Below are 26323 nucleotides of genomic sequence, written 5' to 3' on the forward strand. Positions count from 1 at the left end.
CAATTGGGTCCGCGAAACCCCTAGCCACTGTCCGTACCCGTAGGCTTACTATGAGTGACAGCAACGGGGTGGGGCCCCGGGACACGGAACTGGGCAGCGCGGTAGCGTCACCGCTGAAAAACGTGGTGCGTCACCCGTGTGACGCAGTCCGGACCGCCGCGGCGCGACGGCCGGAGCCCCGAAAGTGCTTGTACCACCTTGGAGGTGAGGGTGTCCCAGATCGCAGGCGAGCCCGGGAATCAGGACTTCGTGGAGGTCCGCCTTCCGGCTGCGGGTGCCTACCTGTCGGTGCTGCGTACGGCCACGGCCGGCCTCGCGGCGCGCTTGGACTTCACCCTGGACGAGATCGAGGACCTCCGCATCGCTGTCGACGAGGCGTGCGCGATCCTGCTCCAGCAGGCCGTGCCCGGTTCCGTGCTCAGCTGCGTCTTCCGGCTCGTCGACGACTCCCTGGAGGTGACCGTCTCGGCGCCCACCACGGACGGCCGCGCCCCGGAGCGCGACACCTTCGCATGGACTGTCCTTTCGGCCCTCGCGGGCAAGGTCAACTCCTCGGTAGCCGACGACAAAACCGTTTCGATCAGCCTCTACAAACAGCGCGGCGCGGGACCCGGGCCGGCGTGAGGAACGGGGACGGGCCGGTGCGGGACGAAGAGCGCGGCACACGTGGCACACACGGTCTGCCCGCCCGCGGCAGGGGCGGCACACGTCCGGCCTCCGGGCGCGGTCCGGTGGAGCCGGGGCCTGCCCCGGGCGGCATCCCCGAGCAGCAGGCCAGGCCGCACCCTCAGGACCCGGAGCAGGCGGGCCAGCGCGCGGCGGCCGGGACGGCCGCCGCGCGAGAGCAGGCAGAGCCGACCGCCGGGGACGGGATCGACGAGCAGTCCGGCCCGGGCGGGCGACAGGACCAAGCAGGCGCCGCACGCAGGGGGTCGCCCCGGGCGTCCAGCACTGGGGGCGAGTCCCCAGAAGGGCGGCGGCGGGTGACGGGCGGGACGATGAGCGAGCACGAGCAGCACAGCCGGCACGATCCACAGGACCGCAGCGGCGCGCGGGCGAAGTTCATCGAGCTGCGCGCCCTGCAGAACGGCAGCCCGGAGTACGCGGAGCTGCGCAATCAGCTGGTCCGCATGCACCTGCCGCTCGTGGAGCACCTGGCCCGCCGCTTCCGCAACCGCGGCGAGCCCCTGGACGACCTGACCCAGGTCGCCACGATCGGCCTCATCAAGTCGGTGGACCGGTTCGACCCGGACCGCGGCGTCGAGTTCTCCACGTACGCCACCCCGACGGTCGTCGGTGAGATCAAGCGCCACTTCCGTGACAAGGGCTGGGCGGTCCGCGTGCCGCGGCGCCTGCAGGAGCTGCGCCTGGCGCTGACGACGGCCACGGCCGAGCTGTCGCAGTTGCACGGCCGTTCCCCGACCGTGCACGAGCTGGCCGAGAAACTGGCGATCTCCGAAGAGGAGGTCCTGGAGGGCCTGGAGTCGGCGAACGCGTACTCCACGCTGTCCCTCGACGTCCCTGACACCGACGACGAGTCACCGGCCGTCGCGGACACCCTCGGCGCCGAGGACGAGGCCCTGGAGGGCGTCGAGTACCGCGAGTCCCTCAAGCCGCTCCTCGAGGATCTGCCGCCGCGCGAGAAGCGCATCCTGCTGCTGCGGTTCTTCGGGAACATGACGCAGTCGCAGATCGCCCAGGAGGTCGGCATCTCCCAGATGCACGTCTCCCGGCTGCTCGCACGCACCCTGGCGCAACTGCGCGAGAAGCTCCTCGTGGAGGAGTGAGGGGGCCGCACGGCCGCACAGCGACGCCACTGGGGGCGGCGAGGATGTCCTCGCCGCCCCCAGTGGCGTCCGCAGACCGCGCGTACCGGTCGTACGGCTACTTGCTGCCCTCTTGTACGTTGCCGGGCCCGCCGATGCCGAGCGCCTCGGTGGTGGCGGGGTGGATCAGCAGCACCAGCGTCGCGACCGCGACCGCGGCGAGCGCGATGCCGCCGGGGATCAGCACGCTGTCGGCCTGGAGGAGCTGCCAGGCCACGGGCAGCGCCATGATCTGCGTGATGATCGCGGGCCCGCGCGCCCAGCGGCGCAGCCGCAGCAGGCCGCGGGCGGCGAGCAGCGGCAGCAGCGCGAGGACGATCAGCGTGACGCCGCCCGTCGTCGCCTGGCGCGGGTTGTCGGGGTCGCCCGCGAGCCCCATGACGAGCATGTAGGCACCGCCGACGACGAGGGCCAGGCCCTCCAGCGCGGCGAGCGCCGCGGCGGCCGTGAGGCGCCCGGGGCGGGGGCCCGACGCGGGGGCTTCGGGGGTGGTCTTCGGCTCAGTGCTCACGCATCGAGGGTAGCCCTGGGCGCCCGGGGACCGGCACATCGGTGCGGTTCAGGCCAGACCTCGGTCTGGGCCGGGTAAAGACCGCTAGGTAGTCTGCTGCGCATGCGTGCACTTCTCGTGGTCAACCCGGCGGCTACTACCACCAGTGCGCGCACACGTGACGTACTGATCCATGCGCTCGCGAGCGAGATGAAGCTGGAAGCGGTGACTACGGAGTACCGCGGTCACGCCCGCGACCTGGGTCGGCAGGCGGCGGAGAGCAAGGACATCGAGCTGGTCGTGGCCCTCGGCGGCGACGGTACGGTCAACGAGGTCGTCAACGGTCTGCTGCACAACGGCCCCTCTCCGGAGAACCTGCCGCGCCTCGCCGTCGTCCCCGGGGGCTCGACGAATGTCTTCGCGCGCGCGCTGGGTCTGCCGAACGACGCCGTGGAGGCGACCGGCGCCCTTCTGGACGCGTTGCGTGAAGGAAGTGAACGCACAGTGAGCCTCGGCCGGGTCTCCGGGACCCCGGGGACGGACGATGAAGCGGTGCCGTCGCGCTGGTTCACGTTCGCTGCCGGGCTGGGATTCGACGCGGGAGTGGTCGGTCGGGTCGAACAGCACCGGGAGCGCGGCAAGCGTTCGACGCACGCTCTTTACGTGCGCCAGGTGGTACGCCAGTTCCTCGGCGAGGGCGACCGCAGGCACGGCTCGATCACGCTGGAGCGGGCCGGCGAGGAGCCGGTGACCGACCTCGTGATGTCCATAGTCTGCAACACGTCCCCCTGGTCCTACCTGGGCAATCGTCCTCTGTACGCGTCCCCGAAGGCGTCCTTCGAAACGGGCCTGGACGTGCTGGGACTCAAGCGTCTTTCGACCGCTTCGGTGGCCCGCTACGGCACCCAGTTGCTGCGGTCGACACCCGATCGCGGGCCCCATGGGAAGAACGCCGTCTCGCTGCACGACCTGACGGACTTCACCTTGCATTCGAAGGCACCCCTCCCCCTCCAGATGGACGGTGACCACCTGGGGCTGCGGACGAGCGTGACGTTCACAGGCGTACGCCGTGCACTGCGTGTGATTGTGTGAGTGGAAGGGCCTAAAGTCCTTTCACTCGAACGTTTAGGCCAGGCTCCACCCCATGGAAGTACGGCTGTGACTCAGTCGACACCGAGGAATCAAAAAAAACTTTCCTGAAGGGGTTGTATCCGCCGCCGAGGTTTGCGAATCTCTACATGGCGATCGGGACGGCCCGCAACATCGGCCTCCACAGGTAGCCAGAACCCCTCCTCTCACTACAGGTCCACACCAGGCAACTGGGAGTCGACCCTTCCCGTGCGGGGGGATTCGTGAAAGCGTTCACATTCACAAGCAATCTTCATGTAAGACCAAGGAGAGGTAGCAGCCATGGACTGGCGTCACAACGCCGTTTGCCGCGAGGAAGACCCCGAGCTGTTCTTCCCCATCGGCAACACCGGTCCTGCGCTGCTGCAGATCGAGGAAGCCAAGGCCGTCTGCCGTCGCTGCCCCGTCATGGAGCAGTGCCTGCAGTGGGCGCTCGAGTCCGGCCAGGACTCCGGCGTCTGGGGTGGCCTCAGCGAGGACGAGCGCCGCGCGATGAAGCGCCGCGCCGCCCGCAACCGGGCGCGCCAGGCCAGCGCCTGACGCCCACGCCCCTTACGAGCCTTAGCTTGGCGGCGCGTGTGCCTGACGGCATTACTCCGTAGACAGCGCGTACGCAACCCCCGCCCCCGAGCCGCAGCCGCGCAGTACCCCCGATGCGCATCGCAACGTGAGCAAGAAGCCCCGGACCAACACGGTCCGGGGCTTCTTGCTGTGTGCGGCGGTACTGGCCCTGGTGCGTGCGCTGATCTTGCTGTGTGCGAGTGCTACTTGTCGCCGCGTACGGGAATGTCCAGGACGACGCGGGTCCCCCGCTCCGGCGCCTTGACCATGTCGAACGTTCCGCCGAGCTCGCCCTCGACGAGGGTGCGTACGATTTGCAGGCCCAGGTTGCCCGAGCGATGCGGGTCGAAGTCGTCGGGCAGTCCGACGCCGTCGTCCTGGACGGTGATCAGGAGCCGGGCGTCCTTCGCGGTGCCGCCGCGGACCGCGGAGACCTCGACGGTGCCGGTGTCCCCCTGTGCGAAACCGTGCTCCAGGGCGTTCTGCAGGATCTCCGTGAGGACCATCGAAAGCGGCGTCGCGACCTCGGCGTCGAGAATGCCGAAGCGGCCCGTGCGCCGGCCCGCGACCGTACCCGGCGAGATCTCCGCGACCATGGCGAGGACGCGGTCGGCGATCTCGTCGAACTCCACGCGCTCGTCCAGGTTCTGGGAGAGCGTCTCGTGCACGATGGCGATGGAGCCGACGCGACGCACGGCCTCCTCCAGGGCCTCGCGGCCGGAAGCGGAGTCGATGCGGCGCGCCTGGAGCCGCAGCAGGGCCGCGACCGTCTGGAGGTTGTTCTTCACCCGGTGGTGGATCTCCCGGATGGTGGCGTCCTTGGTGATCAACTCGCGCTCGCGGCGGCGCAGTTCGGTGACGTCCCGCAGCAGCACGAGCGAACCGATGCGCGGCCCCTTGGGCTTGAGCGGGATGGCACGGAGCTGGATCACGCCGTCGCCGCCCTCGATCTCGAACTCGCGGGGCGCCCAGCCGCTGGCCAGCTTGGTCAGGGCCTCGTCCACCGGGCCCCTGGACGGGGCGAGTTCGGCGGTGGCCTTGCCCAGGTGGTGGCCCACCAGGTCGGCGGCGAGACCGAGGCGGTGGTACGCGGAGAGGGCGTTCGGTGAGGCGTACTGGACGACGCCGTCCGCGTCCAGGCGCAGCAGTCCGTCGCCCACGCGCGGGGAGGCGTCCATGTCGACCTGCTGTCCCTCGAACGGGAACGATCCCGCGGCGATCATCTGCGCCAGGTCGGACGCCGACTGGAGGTAGGTGAGTTCGAGGCGCGAAGGGGTGCGCACCGTAAGGAGGTTGGTGTTGCGCGCGATGACGCCGAGGACGCGTCCCTCCCTGCGTACGGGGATGGACTCGACCCGCACCGGCACCTCCTCGCGCCACTCCGGGTCACCCTCGCGCACGATGCGCCCCTCGTCGAGGGCCGCGTCGAGGAGCGGACGGCGGCCGCGCGGGACGAGGTGGCCGACCATGTCGTCCTGGTAGGACGTCGGGCCGGTGTTGGGCCGCATCTGCGCCACGGAGACGTAGCGCGTGCCGTCGCGCGTGGGCACCCACAGCACGAGGTCGGCGAAGGAGAGGTCGGAGAGCAGCTGCCACTCCGAGACCAGCAGGTGCAGCCACTCGAGGTCGGAGTCGCCGAGGGCCGTGTGCTGGCGTACGAGGTCGTTCATGGAGGGCACGTGTGCGAGCGTACCTGGCGGTCCGGGCAGGTCCGGGGGTTCGGCTCCCGGCGACCGCCGGGGCGCCCGGCACAGGGCGCTTGCTGCGGGGATCCCGGTACGGGGCCACCGCACGGGGCCGTACGCCATGCCGGCACGGGTCCCCGTCGGGCAGCGGCGCCGGGGCGGGACCCTCAACCCGACCCCAACACCGCGGCCCTTCAGGTGCATCGGCAGCCAGAATGTGCGGTACCGGCCACCGATTGAGGAGTGCCCGGCGCGGTCAGGGCAGAGAGCACCGGCTCCTCGGCCGCTCTTCTGTGCGGGAAGAGCGGAGCTTTACTCCCGCATTGTGGACTAGACCATTCTCCCATGTCTATGCGCGGGACGGGGTTTGTTGTCGGATCTTCCTCCAGACCGGGCGAGGGTGGGCTGAGGCCTGCCAGGGAGCCCGGACGGAGGCCTTGCCCGACGGCCTCGCAACCCGCGCCCGACCGCCTCGCGACCCGCGCCGACCACCTCGCAACCCGCGCCCGCTCAGGCCTCCGGCCAGGCCCGCATCGCCAGGTCGACCACGGCCTGCAGGCCCTCCCTCGTGGCGCCGTCGCGGGACTGCTGGGACAGCCCCTGGAACACCGCGCCGACATACCGGGCGAGGTCCTCGGCACCGACGTCGACGGCGATCTCGCCCGCGTCGATCCCCTGCTGGATGCGGGACGCGAAGGTCGCGACGTTCGCGTTGCGCTGCTCGCGCAGGGTCTGCTCGACCTCCGGCGTGGTGCAGTTGGTCGCCGCGTGGATGACGAGGCAGCCATGCGGGTGGCCCGGTTCGGTGAAGGCGTCGGCGGCCTCGCGCAGGACGCGCTCCATCGCGGCGCGGGCGGTCGGCTCCTCGGCCAGCGCGCGCCCGCCGAAGGCTCCGTACGAGCCCGCATAGCGCACCAGGACCTCCCCGAAGAGCGTCCGCTTGTCGCCGAAGGCCGCGTACAGGCTCGGGGCGCCGATGCCCATCTCGCGGGTGAGGTCGGCGACGGTCGTCGCCTCGTACCCGTGCTCCCAGAACTGGCGCAAGGCCTTCTCCAGCGCCGTCTCACGGTCGAAGGAGCGCGGCCTGCCTCGCTGTTTCGTCGCCATGGGGAAATTTTATAGCGGGCGCTAGAAAAGCGGGGCACGATCCGGTACGGTTTTTTATGTAGCGACCGCTAGAGAAAGTTGGGGGGCGCCTGACCATGGGTGCGCTGACGGAGAAGACGACCACCACGCGGACCGCCGATGCGGCGGAGGAGAGCACGGGAGGCGGGGCGCCGGCGAAGCGGCTCGCGGGCAAGACCGCCCTGGTCACGGGCGGAAGCCGGGGCATCGGGCGCGGGATCGCCGAGCGGCTCGCCCAGGACGGCGCGCGGGTCGCCGTGCACTACGGCAGCAATGAGGTGGCCGCGAAGGAGACAGTCGCGGCGATCGAGCAGGCGGGCGGCTCCGCGTTCGCGATCGGGGTGGAGCTGGGCGTGCCGGGTGACGCGGCCGCGCTGTGGGCGGCGTTCGACGCGCACGCGGACGGCCTGGACATCCTGGTGAACAACGCCGGGATCGGTACGTCGCACGCGTTCGCGGAGATGGAAGAGGACGAGCACGACCGGCTGTTCGCGGTGAACGTCAAAGCACCGTTCTTCATCACCCAGCTCGGCGCGGAGCGGCTGCGGGACGGCGGGCGCGTCATCAACATCTCGTCCGGCCTCTCCCGCGCCGCCGCGATGCCGCAGATCATGACGTACGCCATGACGAAGGGCGCCCTGGACGTCTTCACGCAGAACTTGTCGAAGGTGCTCGGCCCCCGCGGCATCACGGTCAACTCGGTGGCCCCGGGCATCGTGGACACGGACGTCAACGCCGCCTGGCTCCGCGGCGAGGAGAACGAGCAGGCGTGGGCGGGCGCGGCAGCCATGTCGGCCCTGGGCAAGGTCGGGACGCCACAGGACATAGCCGACGCGGTCGCGTTCCTCGCCTCGGAGGACGGGCGCTGGGTGACGGGGCACTGGCTGGACGCGACGGGCGGCTCGCTGACCTGACGCCCACCTCCCCCACCCCGTCTCCCTGACCCGCCCCCCATCACCTCATCTCCGTCACCTCATCTCCCTCACCCCACCCCCTCACCCCGCCCCCTCACCTCGTCTCCGTCACCTTGGCGAGAGCCCTCGGCGCGTCCGGGTCCTGGCCACGGGCGATCGTCACCTCGTAGGCGAGGAGTTGGAGGGGGATGATCTCCAGGATGGGCTGGACCTCCTCGGGGACCCCGTCCGTCGGGAGGGCGAACCCGGCGGAGGCCTGCTCGACCTGGATCTTGGGCCCGATGACCACGAGGTCGGCGCCGCGCCCGCGCAGCCGGTCGAGGACGGGCTGAAGCGCCTCCCCTCCCCTGCCGTCCGGTACGACGGCGATGACCGGCGAGATGTTGTCGACCATGGCGAGGGGGCCGTGCAGGAGGTCGGCGCCGGAGTAGGCCAGGGCGGGGATGTAGCTGGTCTCCATCAGCTTCAGGGCTGCTTCCTTGGCCGTGGGATAGCCGTAGCCGCGCGAGGTGATCACCATGCGTTCGGCGAAGCGGTAACGGGCGGCGAGGGTCCGGATCTCCGGTTGGCGGGCCAGGAGGTCGGCGGCCAGGTCGGGCAGCGGTCCGGCGGCGGCGCCGTCGCCGTCGCGCAGCCCCTCGATGAAGAGGTAGAGGGCGAGCAGGGACGCCGTATAGGTCTTCGTGGCCGGCAGGGCCTTCTCCGGCCCCGCGAGGATGTCGATGTGGTGCTCGGAGACCGCGGCGAGCGGGGAGTCGGGGTTGTTGGTGACCGCCAGGGTGATGGCTCCGGCCTCACGGGCGGCCTGGGTGGAGGCGACAAGGTCGGGCGAGCCGCCGGACTGACTCACGGTGACGACGAGGACGTCACGGAGGTCGGGCTTGGCGCCGTAGGCCGTGGTGGTGGACATGGAGGTGAGGCCGCAGGGCAGGCCGAGGCGGACTTCGAGGAGGTATTTGGCGTAGAGGGCGGCGTGGTCGGAGGTGCCGCGGGCGGTGAGGAGGACGAAGCGGGGGCGGCGCGCGGCCACCTGCCGGGCGGTCTCGCGGATCTTCGGGGCACCGGCGCCGAGGAGCCGCCGCAGGACCTCGGGCTGTTCGGCCATCTCACGGGACATGACGCGGCCGGGCTGCTCGCTGTAAGTGGAGGACGACATCACAGTCATGCCTCCCACTGTGCTTGCTACTGGCCGGGAGCGCTTGCCCTCCGGACGGGGAGGCTGGACAGGTCTGGGCCGGGGGCCAAGTGCAGGGCGGGCCGGACTCGGCGTCGGGGAGGGCTGGGGCCGGCGGCGGGCAGCGTGGGGCTGCTGGGTGGGCGGGGCGCGGCTCTGCGGGCTTTGGTGGGGGGCGGCTCTGCGGGCTCCGGGCTACGAGAGCTACGAGGGCTACGGGCACGGTGCGGTTCTGCGGCGGTGGGCACGGCGCGGGTTACAGCAGCTGGTGGGACGCGAACAGCTTGCGGTGCGCACGGCGTGAGCCCGACGGCTCGGCACGGCGCGGGTCGCGACAGCTCACGGGACGAACAGCTCGCGGGCTGGGACGCGGGGTGGGCCCAGCAACTGCGGCACGGCGCGGGGCACCACAGCCCGTGGGACACGACCAGCTCGCGAGCCGGGGCGGGGACCCCCACGGCTGCGGGCACGGCGCTGCCCCTCGACGGGAGGTGGCCCACCTCGTCCCTGGGCGGGAGGAAGCCCACCTCGTCCCTGGGCGGGAGGAAGCCCACCTCGTCCCTGGGCGGGAGGGGGCCACCCCTCCCTTAGACGGGGGGCGACCCCGCGCCTAGGCGGAGGGCTGCCTCGGCGGGCGGGTGCGGGGGGCAGGTCGGAGTATGGACGGGTGGGCGCGGGTGTGGGTACGGGTGGGGAAGGGGTGGTGTCGTGGGAGGGGTGGGTGTGCGACCCCTGCACCTGGGGGGTGCGGCTCTGCTAGATTGGTCTATACCACGCTCTTCCGAGCGTCACTCCCGCCCCTCCCCTACAGCAGATCGGCAGGCCCAGCGTGGAAGTTGTCATCGTCCCGGACGCCAAGGCAGGCGGCGAGCTCATCGCGGAGGCCATGGCCGCCCTGGTGCGCCGCAAGTCCGACGCCCTGCTCGGTGTCGCCACCGGCTCGACCCCGCTGCCCATCTACGAGGCGCTGGCGGCGAAGGTCCGCGCGGGTGAGGTGGACGCGTCGCGGGCCAGGATCTGCCAGCTCGACGAGTATGTGGGGCTGCCGGTCGGGCACCCGGAGTCGTATCGCTCGGTGGTGCTGCGTGAGGTCGTGGCGCCGCTGGGGCTCGACGAGTCGGCCTTCATGGGGCCGGATGGCAGCGCGGCGGACGTGCAGGGCGCGTGCGAGGCGTACGACCGGGCGTTGGCGGAGGCGGGCGGTGTCGACCTGCAGTTGCTGGGGATCGGTACGGACGGGCACATCGGGTTCAACGAGCCCTGCTCGTCGCTGGCCTCGCGGACGCGGATCAAGACGCTGACCGAGCAGACCCGGGTGGACAACGCGCGGTTCTTCGACGGCGACATCGAGCAGGTCCCGCACCACGTCATCACCCAGGGCATCGGCACCATCCTGGAAGCACGGCACCTGGTGCTGCTCGCCACGGGTGAGGGCAAGGCCGACGCCGTGGCCGCGACGGTCGAGGGTCCGGTGGCCTCCGTCGTCCCCGCCTCGGCGCTCCAGTTGCACCCGCACGCCACGGTGATCGTGGACGAGGCGGCCGCGTCCAAGTTGAAGCTGGCGGACTACTTCCGGCACACCTTCGCCAACAAGCCTGGGTGGCAGGGGCTTTAGGCCTCCGTACGGGTACGGACACGGCGCCGGGCGCCCCCGCCAGTGGCGGGGGCGCCCGGCGCCGTGTTGGTACCGGTGACGCTAGGCCTTCGAGTGCGGGCCGGGGTGGGTTTGCGCCGCCCCGGACCGCCCTGCAGGCCGAGTGGGCACAAACCTCTTGGGGGCGTACACGGCGTACACGGCGGACTCGTCACGCCCCCGCCAGCCCCGCCCCCCGTCAGTCAGCCCCGCCCTCGGAGGTCACACCCCCACAAGCACCTCGGCCGCAGCCTGCCCGCAGACCCGGGCGGCGCCGTACGTGGCGATGTGGAGGGAGCCGGTGGGCTTGGACTGGGGGACGCCCATTTCGACGACGACGGTGTCGGGGCGGGCGGTGAGGAGGTGGTCGACGGCGGCGGCCATCCACGGGTGGCGGTGGGCGTCGCGGACGACGGCGACGACACGGCGGGAGCCGGCCGCCGCGAGGGCCTTCGCGCCCGCGTCGGCGCCGCTGAAGGAGCCGGTCTCCGTGCCGGGCAGACGGCGGGTCAGCTCGGCGGCGACGCCCCACGGGGTCTCGTCGCCGACGGCGATGTTGGCCACGGGGGCGAAGGTGGCGACGTAAGGGGCGTCCGTGAGCGGGCCCGCGTAGGTCTCCGTGTGGGTGACCGTCAGGGCGCGGCGGGCCGCGCGCAGGCCGATCTCGGGGTCGGCCGCGCCCCCGGCACCGGCGGCGCGCGAGGCCGAGGCCCAGTCGGCGAGGGCGCGCACCCGGGCGGCGGCCTCGGCGAGCCGCTCCTCCGGGAGTTCGCCCGCGCGCACCGCCGCGACGAGTGCGTCCCGCAGCCGCAGCACGGTCAGCTCGTCGTGCGGGCCGCCGCCCACGCAGATCGCGTCGCAGCCCGCGGCGATGGCGAGGGCGGTGCCGCGCTCCATGCCGTACGTACCGGCGATCGCCCGCATGTCGATGCCGTCGGTGACGATGAGGCCGTCGAAGCCGAGTTCGCCGCGGAGCAGGTCGGTGAGGATGCGGCGGGACAGGGTGCCGGGGTTGTCCGGGTCGAGGGCCGGGACGCTGATGTGGGCGCTCATCACCGCGCGGGTTCCGGCGGCGATCGCGGCGCGGAACGGGGCGAGTTCGCGGGCGGCGAGTACGTCCGCGTCGACGTCGATGTGCGGCACCGCGTGGTGCGAGTCGACCGCGGTGTCGCCGTGGCCGGGGAAGTGCTTGGCGCAGGCGCCGACACCGGAGGACTGCATGCCCTCGATGTAGGCGGCGGTGTGCCGGGCGACGAGGTCCGGGTCGGCGCCGAAGGAGCGTACGCCGATGACCGGGTTGCCGGGGTCGGAGTTGACGTCGGCGGACGGCGCCCAGTTGAAGGTCACCCCGCAGTCCGCGAGGCGCCGGCCGAGCTCGGCGGCGACGCCCCGGGTGAGGGCGGTGTCGTCCACGGCGCCGAGCGCGTGGTTGCCGGGGAAGGAGGAGCCGGTGCGCACCTCCAGGCGGGTGACGTCGCCGCTCTCCTCGTCGATGGCGACGACGATGTCCTCGCGCTCGGCCCGCAACTGGGCGGTGAGCGCGGCCACTTGCTCGGGCGTCTGGATGTTGCGCCCGAACAGGCCCACGGAGGCGAGGCCCTCGCCGATGCGGCGGAGCAGCCAGTCGGGGGCGGTGGTGCCGCCGAAGCCGGGCTGGAGGACGGTCAGGGCGTCGCGCGTGAGGGAGTCCGGCGTACCCGTGGAAGCGATGGAGGAGGAAGCCATGGTGCGTTAGCCCTTCACGGCGCCGTCGGTCAGGCCGGCGACGGCCCTGCGCTGGAGGAAGACGAAGAGGATCAGGATCGGGATGGCGAACAGCGAGGCCGCGGCCATGGTGGCGCCCCAGTCGTCACCGAAGGCGGTCTGGAAGCTGGACAGCCAGATCGGCAGGGTCTTGGCGTCCGCCTCCTTGTTGAGTACGAGGGCCATCGGGAACTCGTTCCAGGCGGTGATGAAGCCGAAGAGCGAGGTCGACATCAGGCCCGGCGCGAGGAGCGGCAGGATCACCCGGCGGAAGGCCTGCATGCGCGTGCAGCCGTCGACCATGGCGGACTCCTCCAGCTCCCTGGGCACGGCGGCGACGAAGCCGCGCAGCGTGAGGAGGGTGAAGGGCAGGATCATCACCATGTAGAAGAGGGTCAGCGGGATCAGGCTGTTCAGCATGTCCGCGTCGCGCACGATGATGTAGATCGCGATGACCATGACTTCCCACGGCGCCATCTGCGCGAGCATGAAGCCGATGATGAAGCCGCGCCGTCCCTTGAAGCGCATCCGGGCGAGGGCGAACGCCGCGGTCACGCCGATGATGAGGGAGAAGAGGACCGCGAGGACGGTCACGGTGAGGGAGTTGCCGACCATGGTCCAGAAGTGGTCGACGTCCATCGCCGTCTTGAAGTGCTCAAGGGTGGCGTCGGTCGGGAACCAGACCGGGTTCTCGGCGATGATGTCGCCGGTCGGCTTGAAGGCCGTCGCGAACATCCAGTACACGGGGAAGACGCACAAGATGAAGATGACGACGGCGACCAGGTTGGGCCACAGGCGGCCGATCAGCGAGCGCTTCACAGCTCGTCCTCCTCTTGCTTGAGCACGATCCGCAGGTAGAACGAGGTGATGGCCAGCAGGATGACGATGGTGAGCAGCGCGATCGCGGCACCCATGCCGAAGTGCTGGTTGCCCATGCCCTCGATGTAGGCGTAGACGGGAAGGATCTCGGTGAGCCGGTCGGGGCCGCCCTCGTTGAGCGTGAAGACCTGCACGAACGCCTTGAAGACCCAGATGATCTCCAGGAACGTCGTGGCGTAGAGGAAGGGCCGCAGATACGGCAGCGTGACCTGGGTGAACTGCTTCCAGGCACCTGCGCCGTCCAGCGACGCGGCCTCGTACAGCTCCTTGGGAATGGTGGTCGTGGCGGCGTACAGATTGATCGCCACGAAGGGGATGGACATCCAGACGATAAGGAGCAGGACGACGAAGAAGGTCGAGTACTGCGTGGCCAGCCAGTCGTGGTCGGCCATCGACTCGAAGCCGATCTTGGCGAGCACCCAGTTGACGACGCCGAAGCGCTGCGCGAACAGCCACTGGTAGACGGTGGTCGCCGCGACGACGGGCATCGCCCAGGCGAGCACGAGGCCGATCAGGAGGAACGTGCGCATCCTGCGGCCGAGGCGCGCGAGCAGCAGTCCCACGAGCGTGCCGAGGATCATGATCAGCACGACGTTGGCGGCGGTGAAGGCGACCGAGCGGCCGGTGACCCGCCAGAAGTCCTCGCCGGTGAGGATCTCCTTGTAGTTGTCGAATCCGTTCCACTCGGTCAAGTGCAGAATGAACTGCCGCATGTTGAGGTTCTGGAACGACAGGATCCCGTTGTTGACCAGCGGCCAGCCGAGCAGCAGCAGGGTGGCGATGATCGCGGGGGCAAGGAGCAGATAGGGCGTCAGGCCGGCGAGACGTCCTGGGTTTCTGCGCGGTCCTTCTGGTCGTGTCCCGCCGTCCGGTGTCTGCACCTCCGTCGGGCCGGAGGGCGGCCGTTCGGTCTTCTGCACGGTCATGCTCGCCATCTCTTTCGTGGGCAACGCGAAGCGCTGGGGGCAGCGCGGGGGACGCCGTGGGCAGCGCGAAGAACGCATGGCCGCGCCACTGGGGGCGCGGAGAGCGCATGGGTGCGCCGGGGGCGGCGGGGTCGGTTCACCCGCCGCCCCCGGCGGGGTCCGCGTTCTTACTGCTTCTGCGACAGACGCTTGTTGAGCTCGCCCTCGACCTGCTTGGCGGCGTCGGCAGGCGACTTACCGTTGAGCACCGCGGTCATGTAGTTCTTGATCGGGTTCGGCGGGTTCTCGACCGCGCCCCACTCCGGGATCAGCGGGGTGATGCCGCCGCCGGGAGTGGCGGGGGACATGGCCTTGGCGGCCGGGTTGCCCGCGAGGGAGGACTCCAGCGACTTCTTGTTCGGGATGACGCCGCCTTCCTTGGCGAACTGCCCCTCGAACTTGTCGGACAGCGCGATCTTCAGGAACTCCTTGGCGAGCTCCTGCTTCTCGCTGGTCGCGGCGATGGCGAGGTTGGAGCCGCCGAGGAACACGCCCTCGGGCTTGGCGGCCGTGGCGCCCGGGATCGTGAAGTAGCCGATGTCCTTCTCGATCTTCTTGTCGGCCTTGATGGCCAGGGCGGCCTCCCACGGCATGGCGATCATCGCGCCGGTCTTGCCCTTGCCGAAGACCTCGCCCTGCTGCGGCGTGGCCTCGTCCTTGTTCTTGGGGGCCTTGGAGAGCTTCTGGAACTCCTGGTACGTCTTCATGGCCTTGGCGACCTTCGGGTCGTCCAGGTTGGAGACGTACTTGTCGCCGTCCTTCTTGACCAGCTCGGCGCCCTCACCGATGGTCAGGCCGACGAAGTGGTACCAGAACTGGCCGGGCATGTAGAGCGGCTCGGCGTCGGTCTTCGCACCGATCTGCTTGAGGTCCTTGAGGAACTCGTCGCGGGTCTTGGGGGTGTCCTTGATGCCGGCCTCGGCCCAGATCTTCTTGTTGTAGATCACGACGCGGTTGAGGACGAACCACGGGGCGGCGTACTGCTTGCCGTCGATGACCGAGGCCTTGTTCATCGACTCGGTCCAGTCGGCGCCGATGCTCTCCTTGAGGTCACCGAGCTCGGCGAGGCCACCGGTCTTGGCGTACGCGGCGGTCTGGGTGTTGCCGATCTCGAAGACGTCCGGCGGGTTCTCCTCGGAGAGGGCGGTCGTCAGCTTCTGCTGAATGCCGTTCCACTGCTGGACCTCGAACTTCAGCTTCGCGCCGGTCTTCTTCTCGAAGGCCGCCGTGACGTCCTTCTGCCACTTCTCCGGCGTCGAGCCGTCCATGGCCCAGAGCGTCAGCGTCTCGCCCTTGAAGCCGTCCGCCCCGGACTTCTTGTCGTCCTTGTCGTCGCCGCCACAGGCCGCGACCGAGACCAACATGCCCGCGACACCGATAGCCGCTATGAGCTTGCGCTTCACAGTCATCCTCCTTTGGATGCCAGCCAACCCCCCACCCGCAGCGACCAAGAGGACCGAAAGTACTGCCCGTGGGACTGGACCTGGTCTTTAATGGTGTAGACCAGTACGGGGAGCTTGGCCTAGACCTTTAGGGGTGTCAAGGGTGTATAAGAAGGGCAGTCGCGTCCGTTATCGGACCGACACCTGAGGGGGCACGGGCCCTCTTCGGGCGCTCGACTCGCCCCGAGTCGGGGTGCTCCGCTGCCCCCGAGTCCGGGCACGGGACTTCCCCGAGTTCACGGCTTCGTGCGAGCTTCGCGCGAGCATGGGGGCGCCCCTCGCCCCGGACCGTGCCACGATGTGAGCCGCGACAGACGGAGGACCCGGTGGCGACAGCGCAGGAGCCGGTGACAACAGCAGCACAGGAGCCGGGAAGGCGGAGCATGGGCACAGAGGCGGGCAGTACCCAGGCCGGGACGGGCACGTCCGTGACGGGGGGAGCGCCCGTGACAGGAACCCCGGCCGCCGCCGCGACGGCGGACGGCTCGGGCCCCGGCAAGTCGGTACGGCCGGCGCGGGTGCCCAAGTACTACCGCCTGAAGCGGCACTTGCTCGACATGACCGAGACCCTGCCGCCCGGCACCCCGGTCCCGCCCGAGCGCACGCTGGCCGCCGAGTTCGACACCTCCCGCACGACGGTGCGCCAGGCCCTGCAGGAACTGGTCGTCGAGGGACGCCTGGAGCGGATCCAGGGCAAGGGCACCTTCGTGGCCAAGCCGAAGGTCTCGCAGGCGCTCCAACTCACCTCGTACACCGAGGACATGCGGGCCCAGGGCCTGGAGCCGACCTCCCAGCTCCTCGACATCGGCTACATCACCGCCGACGACACCCTCGCCGGTCTGCTCGACATCGCCACCGGCGGCCGCGTCCTGCGCATCGAGCGACTGCGCCTGGCCAGCGGCGAGCCGATGGCCATCGAGACCACGCACCTGTCGGCCAAGCGCTTCCCCGCGCTGCGCCGCTCGCTGGTCAAGTACACCTCGCTCTACACGGCGCTCGCCGAGGTGTACGACGTGCACCTCGCGGAGGCCGAGGAGACCATCGAGACCTCCCTCGCCACGCCGCGCGAGGCCGGACTGCTCGGCACCGACGTGGGCCTGCCGATGCTGATGCTCTCCCGCCACTCGCTGGACGGCCAGGGCCAGCCGGTGGAGTGGGTGCGGTCGGTGTACCGGGGCGACCGGTACAAGTTCGTGGCCCGCCTCAAACGGCCGCAGGACTGACCCGCGCGGGCAGACCCGCCCGCCCCCTCGGCACGCCCGTTCGGCCCCAGTCCCGTCCGCCCCATGGCGCGGATCACGTTCCTGCCCTACCGTCCTCCCGTCACCGCAACACGTGAACGGGAGGACGGCCCGTGCGCACAGCGAACCCCAAGAGCATCGCCCTCTGGACAGTCGTCGCGCTGGTCGGCGCCTCCGGCTGGACCGTACTCGCCCTCTCCCGGGACGAGGAGGTGTCGGCCGCCTGGATGGTGGCCGCGGCCCTCGGCTCGTACGCCATCGCGTACCGCTTCTACTCGAAGTTCATCGCGTACAAGGTGCTCAAGGTCGACAAGCGCCGGGCCACGCCCGCCGAGCGCCTCGACAACGGCATCGACTACCACCCGACCGACCGGCGGGTGCTGCTCGGCCATCACTTCGCGGCGATCGCGGGGGCCGGGCCGCTGGTCGGGCCGGTGCTCGCCGCCCAGATGGGCTATTTGCCGGGCACGATCTGGATCATCGCGGGGGTGATCTTCGCGGGGGCCGTGCAGGACATGGTGGTCCTGTTCTTCTCGACCCGCCGCGACGGCCGCTCGCTCGGCCAGATGGCGCGGGACGAGATCGGCCCCTTCGGCGGGGCCGCGGCGCTGCTCGCCGCCTTCGCGATCATGATCATCCTGCTCGGTGTGCTCGCGCTGGTGATCGTGAACGCGCTCGCCGAGTCGCCGTGGGGCACCTTCTCCATCGCGATGACGATCCCGATCGCCCTGTTCATGGGCTTCTACCTGCGGATCCTGCGGCCAGGCCGGGTCAGCGAGGTCTCGCTCATCGGGGTCTCGCTGCTGCTCTTCGCGCTGATCGCGGGGCGCTGGGTGGCGGAGTCCTCGTGGGCGGAGGCGTTCACGCTCGCGCCGTCGACGCTGGTGATCTGGCTGGTGGCGTACGGCTTCATCGCCTCGATCCTGCCGGTGTGGATGCTGCTGGCGCCGCGCGACTACCTGTCGACGTTCATGAAGATCGGCACGATCGTGCTGCTCGCGCTCGGCGTCGTGATCGCGCTGCCGACGCTGAAGATGGACCCGGTCACCGACTTCGCCTCGCGCGGCGACGGGCCGGTCTTCGCGGGCTCGCTGTTCCCGTTCGTGTTCATCACCATCGCGTGCGGCGCGCTCTCCGGGTTCCACTCGCTGATCTCCTCCGGCACGACGCCGAAGATGATCCAGAAGGAGACGCAGGTCCGGATGATCGGGTACGGCTCCATGCTGATGGAGTCGGCGGTGGCGATCATGGCCCTGGTGGCCGCGTCGATCATCGACCCGGGGCTGTACTTCGCGATGAACGCGCCCGCGGGTGTGGTCGGCGACACCGTCCAGGAGGCGTCGAAGGCCGTCGCGGGCTTCGGGTACACCATCTCCCCCGAGGACTTGGCTCAGGCCGCCAAGAACGTGGAGGAGAGTTCACTGCTCTCGCGCACCGGCGGCGCGCCCACGCTGGCCATAGGCGTCTCGGAGATCTTCGCCAAGGTCACCGGCGGCTCGCTGCGGGCCTTCTGGTATCACTTCGCGATCATGTTCGAGGCGCTGTTCATCCTCACGGCGCTCGACGCGGGCACGCGCGTGGGCCGCTTCATGCTCCAGGACATGCTGGGCAACGTCTACAAGCCCTTCAAGAACATCAGCTGGAAGCCGGGCCTGGTCCTCACCAGCGCCGCCGTGACCGGCCTGTGGGGCTACTTCCTCTGGGTCGGGGTGCACGAGCCGCTCGGCGGCATCAACCAGCTCTTCCCGATCTTCGGCATCGCCAACCAGCTCCTCGCGGCCGTCGCCCTCGCCGTCTGCACCACGCTGCTTGTGAAGTCCGGGCGCCTCAAGTGGGCCTGGATCACCGGGATTCCGCTGCTCTGGGACGCGGCGGTGACGCTCACGGCGAGCTGGCAGAAGGTGTTCTCCAGCGACCCGCGCGTCGGCTTCTTCAAGCAGCGCTCGATCTACCAGGACGCCATCGACGACGGCAAGGTCCTGCCGCCCGCCAAGTCGATGGACGACATGCACACCGTCGTCACCAACTCCACGGTGGACGGCGTCCTTTCGGCCGCGCTCGCCCTCCTCATCGTCATCGTCATCGCCGACGCGCTCCGCATCTGCGTCCGCCACATCCGCGATCCGCTGTCGTCGAAGCTGAGCGAGGCGCCGTTCGTGGAGTCCAAGACGGCCGCGCCCGCCGGTCTTTTCGCGACGAAGGAGGAGAAGGCGGAAATCGCGGCGGCCGAGGAGCGCGAGCCGGCGGGCTCGCCATGAGCGGGCCACTGCGGCGCGCGGTGCGCGGACTCCGTTGGTACGTAAGGGAGTTGACCGACGAGTCCGCGTACGAGCGGTACGTGGCGCACCTCCGCAAAGGTCATCCGGACGCCGTCGTGCCGAGCCGCCGGGCGTTCGAGCGGATGCGGACGGACCGGCAGGAGTCGGACCCACGGCAGGGCTTCCGCTGCTGCTGAGCAGGCATGACAGCGTTTCCGGTACCCGTCCGTTATACGGACGGGGGTTCCGTACCGCGAGATCTCTGACTTAGATTTCCCGAACGTTAAGAACGGGATAAGTGAGGGAACGGAGCCGCGGGATGTCAGATGCGCCTGAAGCGCCAGTTGCGCCCGAAGTGAGACAACCGGTGGTCACGCCGGTCCGCGTGATCATCGCCCTCTGCCTCGTGGCGCCCTTCGTGGCGATGCTCTGGGTGAGTTCGTACGCGAAGGCCGACCCGGACTTCATCGGGATCCCGTTCTTCTACTGGTACCAGATGCTCTGGGTGCTGATCTCGACCGCGCTCACACTGATCGCCTACCAGCTGTGGCAGCGTGACCAGCGCGGCCGCAAGGCCCTGAAGGACGGAGCGTCCCGGTGAACGACGGCGTGAACGGCGTCGCGCTCGCCGTCTTCATCTTCTTCTTCCTCGCGGTCACCGTGATGGGCTTCCTGGCGTCCCGCTGGCGCCGGGCCGAGAACGAGCAGAGCCTCGACGAATGGGGCCTGGGCGGCCGGTCGTTCGGCACCTGGGTGACCTGGTTCCTGCTCGGCGGCGACCTGTACACCGCGTACACCTTCGTGGCTGTCCCGGCGGCGATCTACGCGGCGGGCGCGGCCGGCTTCTTCGCCGTGCCGTACACCATCCTCGTCTACCCGCTGATCTTCACCTTCCTGCCCCGCCTGTGGTCCGTCTCGCACAAGCACGGGTACGTGACGACGTCGGACTTCGTCCGGGGCCGGTTCGGCTCCAAGGGGCTGTCGCTGGCCGTGGCGGTCACCGGCATCCTCGCGACGATGCCGTACATCGCGCTCCAACTGGTCGGCATCCAGGCCGTGCTCGACGTGATGGGCGTCGGCGGCGGCGAGGACACCAACTGGTTCATCAAGGACCTGCCGCTGCTCATCGCCTTCGGCGTGCTCGCCGCGTACACCTACTCGTCCGGGCTGCGGGCGCCCGCGCTGATCGCGTTCGTGAAGGACACCCTGATCTACATCGTGATCGTGGTGGCCATCATCTACATCCCGATCAAGCTCGGCGGGTTCGACGACATCTTCAGCGCGGCGGGCGAGAAGTTCTCCGCGACCAACGAGGCCACCGGCAAACCCGTCGGCTCCCTCGTCCCGGGCGACGCGGGCACCTGGACGTACGCGACGCTGGCCCTCGGCTCCGCGCTCGCGCTGTTCATGTACCCGCACTCGATCACCGCGACGCTGTCCTCGCGCAGCCGCGACGTGATCCGCCGCAACACCACCATCCTGCCGCTGTACTCGCTGATGCTCGGCCTGCTCGCGCTGCTCGGGTTCATGGCGATCGCGGCCGGAGTGAAGGTCGAGAACGGGCAGTTGGCGATCCCGCAGCTGTTCGAGGACATGTTCCCGGACTGGTTCACGGGCGTGGCGTTCGCGGCGATCGGCATCGGCGCGCTCGTCCCGGCGGCCATCATGTCGATCGCGGCCGCGAATCTCTTCACCCGCAACATCTACAAGGACTTCATCAGGCCCGACGCGACCCCCGCGCAGGAGACGAAGGTCTCCAAGCTGGTCTCGCTCCTGGTGAAGGTGGGCGCGCTCGCCTTCGTCCTCACCATGGACAAGACCGTGGCCATCAACTTCCAGCTGCTGGGCGGCATCTGGATCCTGCAGACCATGCCCGCCCTCGTCGGCGGCCTGTTCACGCGCTGGTTCCACCGGTGGGCGCTGCTCGCCGGGTGGGCGGTCGGCATGGTCTACGGGACGGTCGCCGCGTACGGGGTCGCCTCGCCGACGCAGAAGCACTTCGGCGGCTCCTCCAAGGAGATCCCGGGCATCGGTGAGATCGGCTACATCGGCCTGACGGCCTTCGTCCTGAACGTCGTCGTGACCGTCGTCCTCACCTTCGTCCTGAAGGCCGTGGGCGCCCCCGACGGCATCGACGAGACGTCCCCGGAGGACTACACGGCGGACGCCGGTGACAAGGGCGTGGCGGTGGAGCTGCCGAAGGTCGGAGCCGGGCACTGACCGCCCGGGGCATCGCCCCGCCCTCCCAGGAGGCCGCCCGCAGGCCGCCCGCAGCCCGCCCCGCAGAGGGCTCCTGAAGAGGCCAGTCGAAGAGGCCGCCGCGTTCCGTCCGGGACGCGGCGGCCTTCGCCGTGCCGCCTCCGGCGCCGAACCGGCGTACGGAAGAATGGGTCCATGCCGCGTCCTCGCCTCCTGCTCCCCACCGCCCTGCTGCTGCTCGCGCCCCTCGCCCTCACCGGCTGCGGCTCCGAGCACGCGGGCTCTGAGAACCCGGACTCCGGGAACGCAGGCTCCGAGCACGCGGGCTCCGGCGCCGGACCGACGCCCTCCCGCGCCGACCTGGAGGACCGCGCCCGCGCCGCCCAGACCCGGACGGCGCACGTGTACGTGACCGAGGCCGACGGGTTCACGCTGGCGGAGCAGTCCGTGGGCGTCCTCGGGGACGACGGCTTCCAGGCGGTGTACGTGGCGAAGGAGGGCGGCGCGCAGATCAAGGTCGGCGTCGAGCGGGGCACCGTCGACGGCAAGACCTGCCGGAGCGTCCATCCCCCGGCCGGGCGCTGCGAGAAGGACGGGAAGGGCTGGTACCGCACGCCCGGCTCCGCGGACTCGTCGGGTTCCGCGGGTTCGTCGGGCGCGTCGGGCTCCACCGGCTCCTGGCACGCGTACGCCCGCTCCGAGCACGGCCTGCGCGTCCAGCTCTCCGCCGACCCCCGCCTCGTGGACCGCGACACGCTGCGCGCCGCCGCCGAGCAGGCCCACCGCGCGGACGCCGCCGAGCTGGACGCCGTACTGCCGAAGAAGACCTCGCCCGCCACGCCGGTGGAGCGCGGCGACATCCCCCGCGACGGCGACGGCGCGCCCCAGGACCCGCCGGGCGCGGGCGGCTGAACGACGCCGCGGTGACGGCCGAGTGGGCCCTCAGCGACCGCTGAGCGGGCCCCGGGCGGCAGCCGGACGCCCCCTTGGAATGCCACGCCCCGCCCCCGAGTTGAGGTTCAGGGCGCCCCGTCCCGCGACAACGCCACTACCCTCCGACACAACATCTAGGGGTGGCACCGAAAGCCAGCACAAGATGTATGCTCGTGCTCGCTGTCGCCGCAGGGGAATCCGGTGCAAGTCCGGAACTGTCCCGCAACGGTGTACTGGTACGCATTTGTGTGCTCGCGCCCGCAACATGCGCCGGTGAGTCCGACGACCTGTCGACAGCGCACCTGGACCGTCCGGTCCTGGTGCCGAGACGTCCGGGCCTCGCGGAATGGGTTGGTGGACGCGGAGTCGCCCCTGCGCGGGCGCAGCCGCGCCGTGCCGCCCTCCGAAGGCCCAGAGCCGAGCGAGGGAGAGCACCACGTGACCATCGCGCCCGCCGAACCCGCGTCAGCGCAGGCCCAGAAGTCGGCGCAGGCCGGCCCGCAGGCCGAGGCCGAGCAGGCCGCGCAGACCACCGACGGCCCAGGGACCGCCCTGCTGCGCACCCTGACCGACCTCACCGCCGACCTCCCCGACGCCGACCCCGGCCGGGTCGCCGCCGCCGCGCTGCGCGGCCGCTCGGCCAAGGCGGACGCGGTGGAGCTGCGGGAGCTGGCGACCGAGGCCGCCGCCGGGTTGATCTCGGAGGACCCCGCGTACTCCCGGCTCGCGGCCCGGCTCCTGACCATCGGTATCCGCGAGGAAGCCGCCTCGCAGGGCGTCACGTCGTTCTCCCAGTCCGTCGCCGTCGGCCACCGCGAGGGCCTGATCGCGGACCGCACCGCCGAGTTCACCACCCTGCACGCGGACCGCCTCGACGGCCTCGTGGACGCCGCGCTCGCCGATGGCGCCGACCGCCGCTTCGGCTACTTCGGCCTGCGCACCCTGCACAGCCGCTATCTGCTCCGGCACCCGATCACCCGCAAGGTCGTCGAGACCCCGCAGCACTTCATGCTGCGCGTGGCCGCCGGTCTCGCCGAGGACGCCTCCGAGCGCGCCCTCGACGAAGTCGCCGCGCTCTACCGCCTGATGAGCCGTCTCGACTACCTGCCGTCCTCGCCGACGCTCTTCAACTCCGGCACCCGGCACCCGCAGATGTCGTCCTGCTATCTCCTCGACTCGCCGCTCGACGAGCTGGACTCCATCTACGACCGCTACCACCAGGTCGCGCGACTCTCCAAGCACGCGGGCGGCATCGGCCTCTCGTACTCCCGCATCCGCTCGCGCGGCTCCCTGATCCGCGGCACCAACGGGCACTCCAACGGCATCGTGCCGTTCCTGAAGACGCTCGACGCCTCCGTCGCCGCCGTGAACCAGGGCGGCCGCCGCAAGGGCGCCGCCGCGGTCTACCTGGAGACCTGGCACTCCGACATCGAGGAGTTCCTGGAGCTGCGGGACAACACCGGCGAGGACGCCCGGCGCACCCACAACCTGAACCTGGCGCACTGGATCCCGGACGAGTTCATGCGCCGCGTCGCCGCCGACCAGCCGTGGTCGCTGTTCTCCCCGGCCGACGTGCCCGAGCTCGTCGACCTGTGGGGCGAGCAGTTCGACGCCGCGTACAAGAAGGCGGAGGCGGCCGGTCTCGCGCAGAAGACCATCCCCGCCCGTGACCTGTACGGCCGCATGATGCGCACCCTCGCGCAGACCGGCAACGGCTGGATGACCTTCAAGGACACCGCCAACCGCACGGCCAACCAGACCGCCGAGCCCGGCCACACCGTCCACTCCTCCAACCTCTGCACGGAGATCCTGGAGGTCACGGACGACGGCGAGACGGCCGTCTGCAACCTCGGGTCGGTGAACCTCGGCGCGTTCGTCGACACCGAGCGCGGCGACATCGACTGGGAGCGGCTCGACGCCACCGTGCGCACGGCCGTCACCTTCCTCGACCGCGTCGTGGACATCAACTTCTACCCGACCGAGCAGGCCGGGCGCTCCAACGCCAAGTGGCGGCCCGTGGGCCTCGGCGCGATGGGCCTCCAGGACGTCTTCTTCCAGCTGAAGCTGCCGTTCGACTCCCCCGAGGCACGGGCGCTCTCGACCCGCATCGCCGAGCGCATCATGCTCGCTTCGTACGAGGCGTCCGCGGACCTCGCCGAGCGCAACGGCCCGCTCCCGGCCTGGGAGAAGACCCGCACCGCGCGCGGCGTCCTGCACCCCGACCACTACGGTGTGGAGCTGACCTGGCCGGAGCGCTGGGCGGCCCTGCGGGAACGCATCGCCGTCACCGGCATGCGCAACTCGCTGCTCCTCGCCATCGCGCCGACCGCCACCATCGCGTCCATCGCGGGCGTGTACGAGTGCATCGAGCCGCAGGTCTCCAACCTGTTCAAGCGCGAGACCCTGTCCGGCGAGTTCCTCCAGGTCAACTCCTACCTGGTGCAGGAGCTGAAGCGGCTCGGCGTGTGGGACGCGCAGACCCGCGAGGCACTGCGCGAGTCCAACGGCTCGGTGCAGGGCTTCACCTGGGTCCCCCAGGACGTCCGCGACCTGTACCGCACGGCCTGGGAGCTTCCGCAGCGCGGCCTCATCGACATGGCCGCCGACCGCACGCCGTTCCTGGACCAGGCGCAGTCCCTGAACCTGTTCCTGGAGACGCCGACCATCGGCAAGCTCTCCTCGATGTACGCCTACGCCTGGCAGCGCGGCCTGAAGACCACGTACTACCTGCGTTCGCGCCCGGCGACGCGCATCGCCCGCGCGGCCGGTGGTTCGGCCGCCGCCGCTGCCCCCACCCCCGTCCCCCAGCAGGTGAGCGACCCCGACGCGATCGCCTGCTCCCTGGAAAACCCCGAGTCCTGCGAGGCATGCCAGTAATCATGAGTGACAAGAACCTGCTCGACCCGGGCTTCGAACTGACCCTGCGGCCCATGCGCTACCCGGACTTCTACGAGCGCTACCGCGACGCGATCAAGAACACCTGGACGGTGGAGGAGGTCGACCTCCACTCGGACGTCGCCGATCTCGCCAAGCTCACCCCCGGCGAGCAGCACATGATCGGCCGCCTGGTCGCGTTCTTCGCGACCGGCGACTCGATCGTCTCCAACAACCTGGTGCTCACGCTCTACAAGCACATCAACTCCCCCGAGGCGCGGCTCTACTTGAGCCGTCAGCTCTTCGAGGAGGCCGTGCACGTCCAGTTCTACCTGACGCTGCTCGACACCTACCTGCCCGACCCGGACGACCGCGCGGCGGCGTTCGACGCGGTCGAGGAGATCCCCTCCATCCGCGAGAAGGCGCAGTTCTGCTTCAAGTGGATCAATGAGGTCGAGAAGATCGAGCGCCTGGAGACGAAGGCCGACCGCCGTCGCTTCCTGCTCAACCTGATCTGCTTCGCGGCGTGCATCGAGGGGCTGTTCTTCTACGGCGCCTTCGCGTACGTCTACTGGTTCCGCTCGCGCGGCCTGCTGCACGGCCTGGCGACCGGCACCAACTGGGTGTTCCGCGACGAGACCATGCACATGAACTTCGCGTTCGAGGTCGTGGACACCGTCCGCAAGGAGGAGCCGGACCTCTTCGACGACGAGCTCAAGGAGCAGGTCACGGACATGCTGCGGGAGGCCGTCGACGCGGAGCTGCAGTTCGGCCGCGACCTGTGCGGCGAGGGTCTGCCGGGCATGAACACCGAGTCGATGCGCCAGTACCTGGAGTGCGTCGCCGACCAGCGGCTCGTGCGTCTCGGCTTCCCCGCGCTGTACGGCTCCGAGAACCCGTTCTCGTTCATGGAGCTGCAGGGCGTTCAGGAGCTGACCAACTTCTTCGAGCGGCGCCCGTCGGCGTACCAGGTCGCCGTGGAGGGCTCGGTCTCCTTCGACGACGAGTTCTGAGTCCGGTCCGGGGCCGGAGCCGGGTTCCGGCCCGGCTCCGGGACCTGCCCGAGGTGGGGTCCGTCCCCGCGCTCGGCCGCGCGCAGCTGCCGGTCGATCCGGCGGTCGTGGGCGTGACCGATCAGTGACGGCAGGGCCATGAGCAGGAAGACTCCGAGGACGGCCAGCGTGTTGAGTGCGTCGTGTGCGTTCATGACATCCACTCTCGCGCCGGCCGTCCTTCGCCGTGAGTGGCAGGAC

23 protein-coding genes and 1 riboswitch are annotated in these 26323 nt (G+C 70.3%); of the genes, 14 read left to right on the top strand and 9 right to left on the bottom strand.

The window, feature by feature from the left end; genetic code table 11:
• The first annotated feature begins 210 nt into the window (after positions 1-210).
• On the top strand, positions 211-624 hold the full coding sequence (locus IE274_RS05365) for an ATP-binding protein (RefSeq protein ID WP_030359877.1): 414 nt from the start codon (positions 211-213) through the stop codon (positions 622-624).
• Positions 621-1787: an RNA polymerase sigma factor SigF gene (locus tag IE274_RS05370; RefSeq protein WP_190114404.1), complete on the top strand. Its 1167-nt coding sequence runs from the start codon at positions 621-623 to the stop codon at positions 1785-1787. Before IE274_RS05365 ends, IE274_RS05370 begins: the two co-directional genes overlap by 4 nt.
• A 97-nt stretch (positions 1788-1884) precedes the next feature.
• Here the strand turns inward: IE274_RS05370 and IE274_RS05375 are convergent, their stop codons facing one another.
• Positions 1885-2337 (bottom strand): hypothetical protein, encoded by a 453-nt coding sequence (locus IE274_RS05375; protein ID WP_190114405.1) that lies wholly within the window; start codon positions 2335-2337, stop codon positions 1885-1887.
• Between the two features lie 102 nt (positions 2338-2439).
• Between IE274_RS05375 and IE274_RS05380 the strand changes: the two genes are divergently transcribed.
• Together IE274_RS05380 and IE274_RS05385 are read left to right on the top strand one after the other, a co-directional pair.
• Positions 2440-3408, top strand: coding sequence for a diacylglycerol/lipid kinase family protein (locus IE274_RS05380; RefSeq protein ID WP_190114406.1), 969 nt, complete (start codon positions 2440-2442; stop codon positions 3406-3408).
• Between the two features lie 318 nt (positions 3409-3726).
• Positions 3727-3984, top strand: coding sequence for a WhiB family transcriptional regulator (locus IE274_RS05385; RefSeq protein ID WP_016639615.1), 258 nt, complete (start codon positions 3727-3729; stop codon positions 3982-3984).
• 224 nt (positions 3985-4208) lie between these two features.
• On the opposite strand, the gene IE274_RS05390 is transcribed toward IE274_RS05385, so the two are convergent.
• Both IE274_RS05390 and IE274_RS05395 read right to left on the bottom strand, forming a co-directional pair.
• Positions 4209-5675: a sensor histidine kinase gene (locus IE274_RS05390; RefSeq protein ID WP_190114739.1), complete on the bottom strand. Its 1467-nt coding sequence runs from the start codon at positions 5673-5675 to the stop codon at positions 4209-4211.
• 525 nt (positions 5676-6200) lie between these two features.
• Positions 6201-6797, bottom strand: a complete 597-nt coding sequence (locus IE274_RS05395; RefSeq protein WP_190114407.1) for a TetR/AcrR family transcriptional regulator — start codon at positions 6795-6797, stop codon at positions 6201-6203.
• 95 nt (positions 6798-6892) lie between these two features.
• Between IE274_RS05395 and IE274_RS05400 the strand changes: the two genes are divergently transcribed.
• Positions 6893-7729 (top strand): SDR family oxidoreductase, encoded by an 837-nt coding sequence (locus IE274_RS05400; protein ID WP_190114408.1) that lies wholly within the window; start codon positions 6893-6895, stop codon positions 7727-7729.
• A 94-nt stretch (positions 7730-7823) separates the two neighbouring features.
• Here IE274_RS05400 and IE274_RS05405 read toward each other — a convergent pair whose 3' ends face one another.
• The gene (locus IE274_RS05405) at positions 7824-8894 is read right to left on the bottom strand and encodes an SIS domain-containing protein (RefSeq protein ID WP_190114409.1); all 1071 of its coding nucleotides are present in this window, start codon (positions 8892-8894) and stop codon (positions 7824-7826) included.
• Positions 8895-9732: 838 nt separating this feature from the next.
• Here IE274_RS05405 and nagB point away from each other — a divergent pair.
• Entirely contained in the window at positions 9733-10518 is a 786-nt protein-coding gene (gene nagB, locus IE274_RS05410; protein ID WP_190114410.1) for a glucosamine-6-phosphate deaminase, read from the top strand.
• A gap of 240 nt (positions 10519-10758) precedes the next feature.
• Here nagB and IE274_RS05415 read toward each other — a convergent pair whose 3' ends face one another.
• The 4 genes from IE274_RS05415 to IE274_RS05430 form a co-directional block, all read right to left on the bottom strand.
• Positions 10759-12261, bottom strand: coding sequence for a glycoside hydrolase family 3 protein (locus IE274_RS05415; protein ID WP_190114411.1), 1503 nt, complete (start codon positions 12259-12261; stop codon positions 10759-10761).
• A 6-nt stretch (positions 12262-12267) separates the two neighbouring features.
• Positions 12268-13098, bottom strand: a complete 831-nt coding sequence (locus tag IE274_RS05420; protein ID WP_190114412.1) for a carbohydrate ABC transporter permease — start codon at positions 13096-13098, stop codon at positions 12268-12270.
• On the bottom strand, positions 13095-14084 hold the full coding sequence (locus IE274_RS05425; RefSeq protein WP_190114413.1) for a carbohydrate ABC transporter permease: 990 nt from the start codon (positions 14082-14084) through the stop codon (positions 13095-13097). The genes IE274_RS05420 and IE274_RS05425 overlap by 4 nt, the downstream gene beginning before the upstream one ends.
• 167 nt (positions 14085-14251) lie before the next feature.
• Positions 14252-15526 carry an extracellular solute-binding protein gene (locus tag IE274_RS05430; protein WP_190114414.1) on the bottom strand — a complete coding sequence of 425 codons (1275 nt, stop codon included), beginning with the start codon at positions 15524-15526 and terminating at the stop codon, positions 14252-14254.
• Positions 15527-15948: 422 nt separating this feature from the next.
• Between IE274_RS05430 and IE274_RS05435 the strand changes: the two genes are divergently transcribed.
• The 8 genes from IE274_RS05435 (at position 15949) to IE274_RS05470 (ending at position 26083) form a co-directional block, all read left to right on the top strand.
• The gene (locus IE274_RS05435) at positions 15949-16788 is read left to right on the top strand and encodes a GntR family transcriptional regulator (RefSeq protein ID WP_229909238.1); all 840 of its coding nucleotides are present in this window, start codon (positions 15949-15951) and stop codon (positions 16786-16788) included.
• A 131-nt stretch (positions 16789-16919) separates the two neighbouring features.
• Positions 16920-19064, top strand: a complete 2145-nt coding sequence (locus IE274_RS05440) for a carbon starvation CstA family protein (RefSeq protein WP_190114415.1) — start codon at positions 16920-16922, stop codon at positions 19062-19064.
• Positions 19061-19261, top strand: a complete 201-nt coding sequence (locus IE274_RS05445; protein ID WP_190114416.1) for a YbdD/YjiX family protein — start codon at positions 19061-19063, stop codon at positions 19259-19261. The genes IE274_RS05440 and IE274_RS05445 overlap by 4 nt, the downstream gene beginning before the upstream one ends.
• 122 nt (positions 19262-19383) lie before the next feature.
• Positions 19384-19665: a DUF3311 domain-containing protein gene (locus IE274_RS05450; RefSeq protein ID WP_190114417.1), complete on the top strand. Its 282-nt coding sequence runs from the start codon at positions 19384-19386 to the stop codon at positions 19663-19665.
• A complete protein-coding gene (mctP, locus tag IE274_RS05455; protein ID WP_190114418.1) occupies positions 19662-21284 on the top strand; it encodes a monocarboxylate uptake permease MctP in 1623 nt (540 codons plus the stop codon). Before IE274_RS05450 ends, mctP begins: the two co-directional genes overlap by 4 nt.
• Positions 21285-21458: 174 nt before the next feature.
• Positions 21459-22175: a hypothetical protein gene (locus IE274_RS05460; protein ID WP_190114419.1), complete on the top strand. Its 717-nt coding sequence runs from the start codon at positions 21459-21461 to the stop codon at positions 22173-22175.
• 188 nt (positions 22176-22363) lie between these two features.
• Positions 22364-22505: riboswitch (cobalamin riboswitch) on the top strand.
• Between the two features lie 129 nt (positions 22506-22634).
• Complete coding sequence (locus tag IE274_RS05465; protein WP_190114420.1) at positions 22635-25073, top strand: ribonucleoside-diphosphate reductase subunit alpha; 2439 nt, start codon at positions 22635-22637, stop codon at positions 25071-25073.
• Positions 25064-26083, top strand: a complete 1020-nt coding sequence (locus IE274_RS05470) for a ribonucleotide-diphosphate reductase subunit beta (protein ID WP_372447265.1) — start codon at positions 25064-25066, stop codon at positions 26081-26083. The genes IE274_RS05465 and IE274_RS05470 overlap by 10 nt, the downstream gene beginning before the upstream one ends.
• On the opposite strand, the gene IE274_RS05475 is transcribed toward IE274_RS05470, so the two are convergent.
• On the bottom strand, positions 25996-26277 hold the full coding sequence (locus tag IE274_RS05475; protein ID WP_190114422.1) for a hypothetical protein: 282 nt from the start codon (positions 26275-26277) through the stop codon (positions 25996-25998). The genes IE274_RS05470 and IE274_RS05475 overlap by 88 nt on opposite strands.
• Between the last annotated feature and the right edge of the window lie 46 nt (positions 26278-26323).

Origin of the sequence: Streptomyces flavofungini (genome assembly GCF_014650815.1) — a bacterium.
Classification (GTDB): Bacteria; Actinomycetota; Actinomycetes; order Streptomycetales; family Streptomycetaceae; genus Streptomyces; species Streptomyces flavofungini.

What these genes read in the sequence shown, in the direction of transcription:
- IE274_RS05380 (WP_190114406.1), top strand. Translation starts at nt 2,440, where the DNA reads ATGCGTGCACTTCTCGTGGTCAACCCGGCGGCTACTACCACCAGTGCG.
- IE274_RS05385 (WP_016639615.1), top strand. Translation starts at nt 3,727, where the DNA reads ATGGACTGGCGTCACAACGCCGTTTGCCGCGAGGAAGACCCCGAGCTG.
- IE274_RS05390 (WP_190114739.1), bottom strand. Translation starts at nt 5,675, where the DNA reads ATGAACGACCTCGTACGCCAGCACACGGCCCTCGGCGACTCCGACCTC.
- IE274_RS05395 (WP_190114407.1), bottom strand. Translation starts at nt 6,797, where the DNA reads ATGGCGACGAAACAGCGAGGCAGGCCGCGCTCCTTCGACCGTGAGACG.
- IE274_RS05400 (WP_190114408.1), top strand. Translation starts at nt 6,893, where the DNA reads ATGGGTGCGCTGACGGAGAAGACGACCACCACGCGGACCGCCGATGCG.
- IE274_RS05405 (WP_190114409.1), bottom strand. Translation starts at nt 8,894, where the DNA reads ATGACTGTGATGTCGTCCTCCACTTACAGCGAGCAGCCCGGCCGCGTC.
- IE274_RS05415 (WP_190114411.1), bottom strand. Translation starts at nt 12,261, where the DNA reads ATGGCTTCCTCCTCCATCGCTTCCACGGGTACGCCGGACTCCCTCACG.
- IE274_RS05425 (WP_190114413.1), bottom strand. Translation starts at nt 14,084, where the DNA reads ATGACCGTGCAGAAGACCGAACGGCCGCCCTCCGGCCCGACGGAGGTG.
- IE274_RS05435 (WP_229909238.1), top strand. Translation starts at nt 15,949, where the DNA reads ATGGGCACAGAGGCGGGCAGTACCCAGGCCGGGACGGGCACGTCCGTG.
- IE274_RS05445 (WP_190114416.1), top strand. Translation starts at nt 19,061, where the DNA reads ATGAGCGGGCCACTGCGGCGCGCGGTGCGCGGACTCCGTTGGTACGTA.
- IE274_RS05450 (WP_190114417.1), top strand. Translation starts at nt 19,384, where the DNA reads ATGTCAGATGCGCCTGAAGCGCCAGTTGCGCCCGAAGTGAGACAACCG.
- IE274_RS05460 (WP_190114419.1), top strand. Translation starts at nt 21,459, where the DNA reads ATGCCGCGTCCTCGCCTCCTGCTCCCCACCGCCCTGCTGCTGCTCGCG.
- IE274_RS05470 (WP_372447265.1), top strand. Translation starts at nt 25,064, where the DNA reads ATGCCAGTAATCATGAGTGACAAGAACCTGCTCGACCCGGGCTTCGAA.
- IE274_RS05475 (WP_190114422.1), bottom strand. Translation starts at nt 26,277, where the DNA reads ATGAACGCACACGACGCACTCAACACGCTGGCCGTCCTCGGAGTCTTC.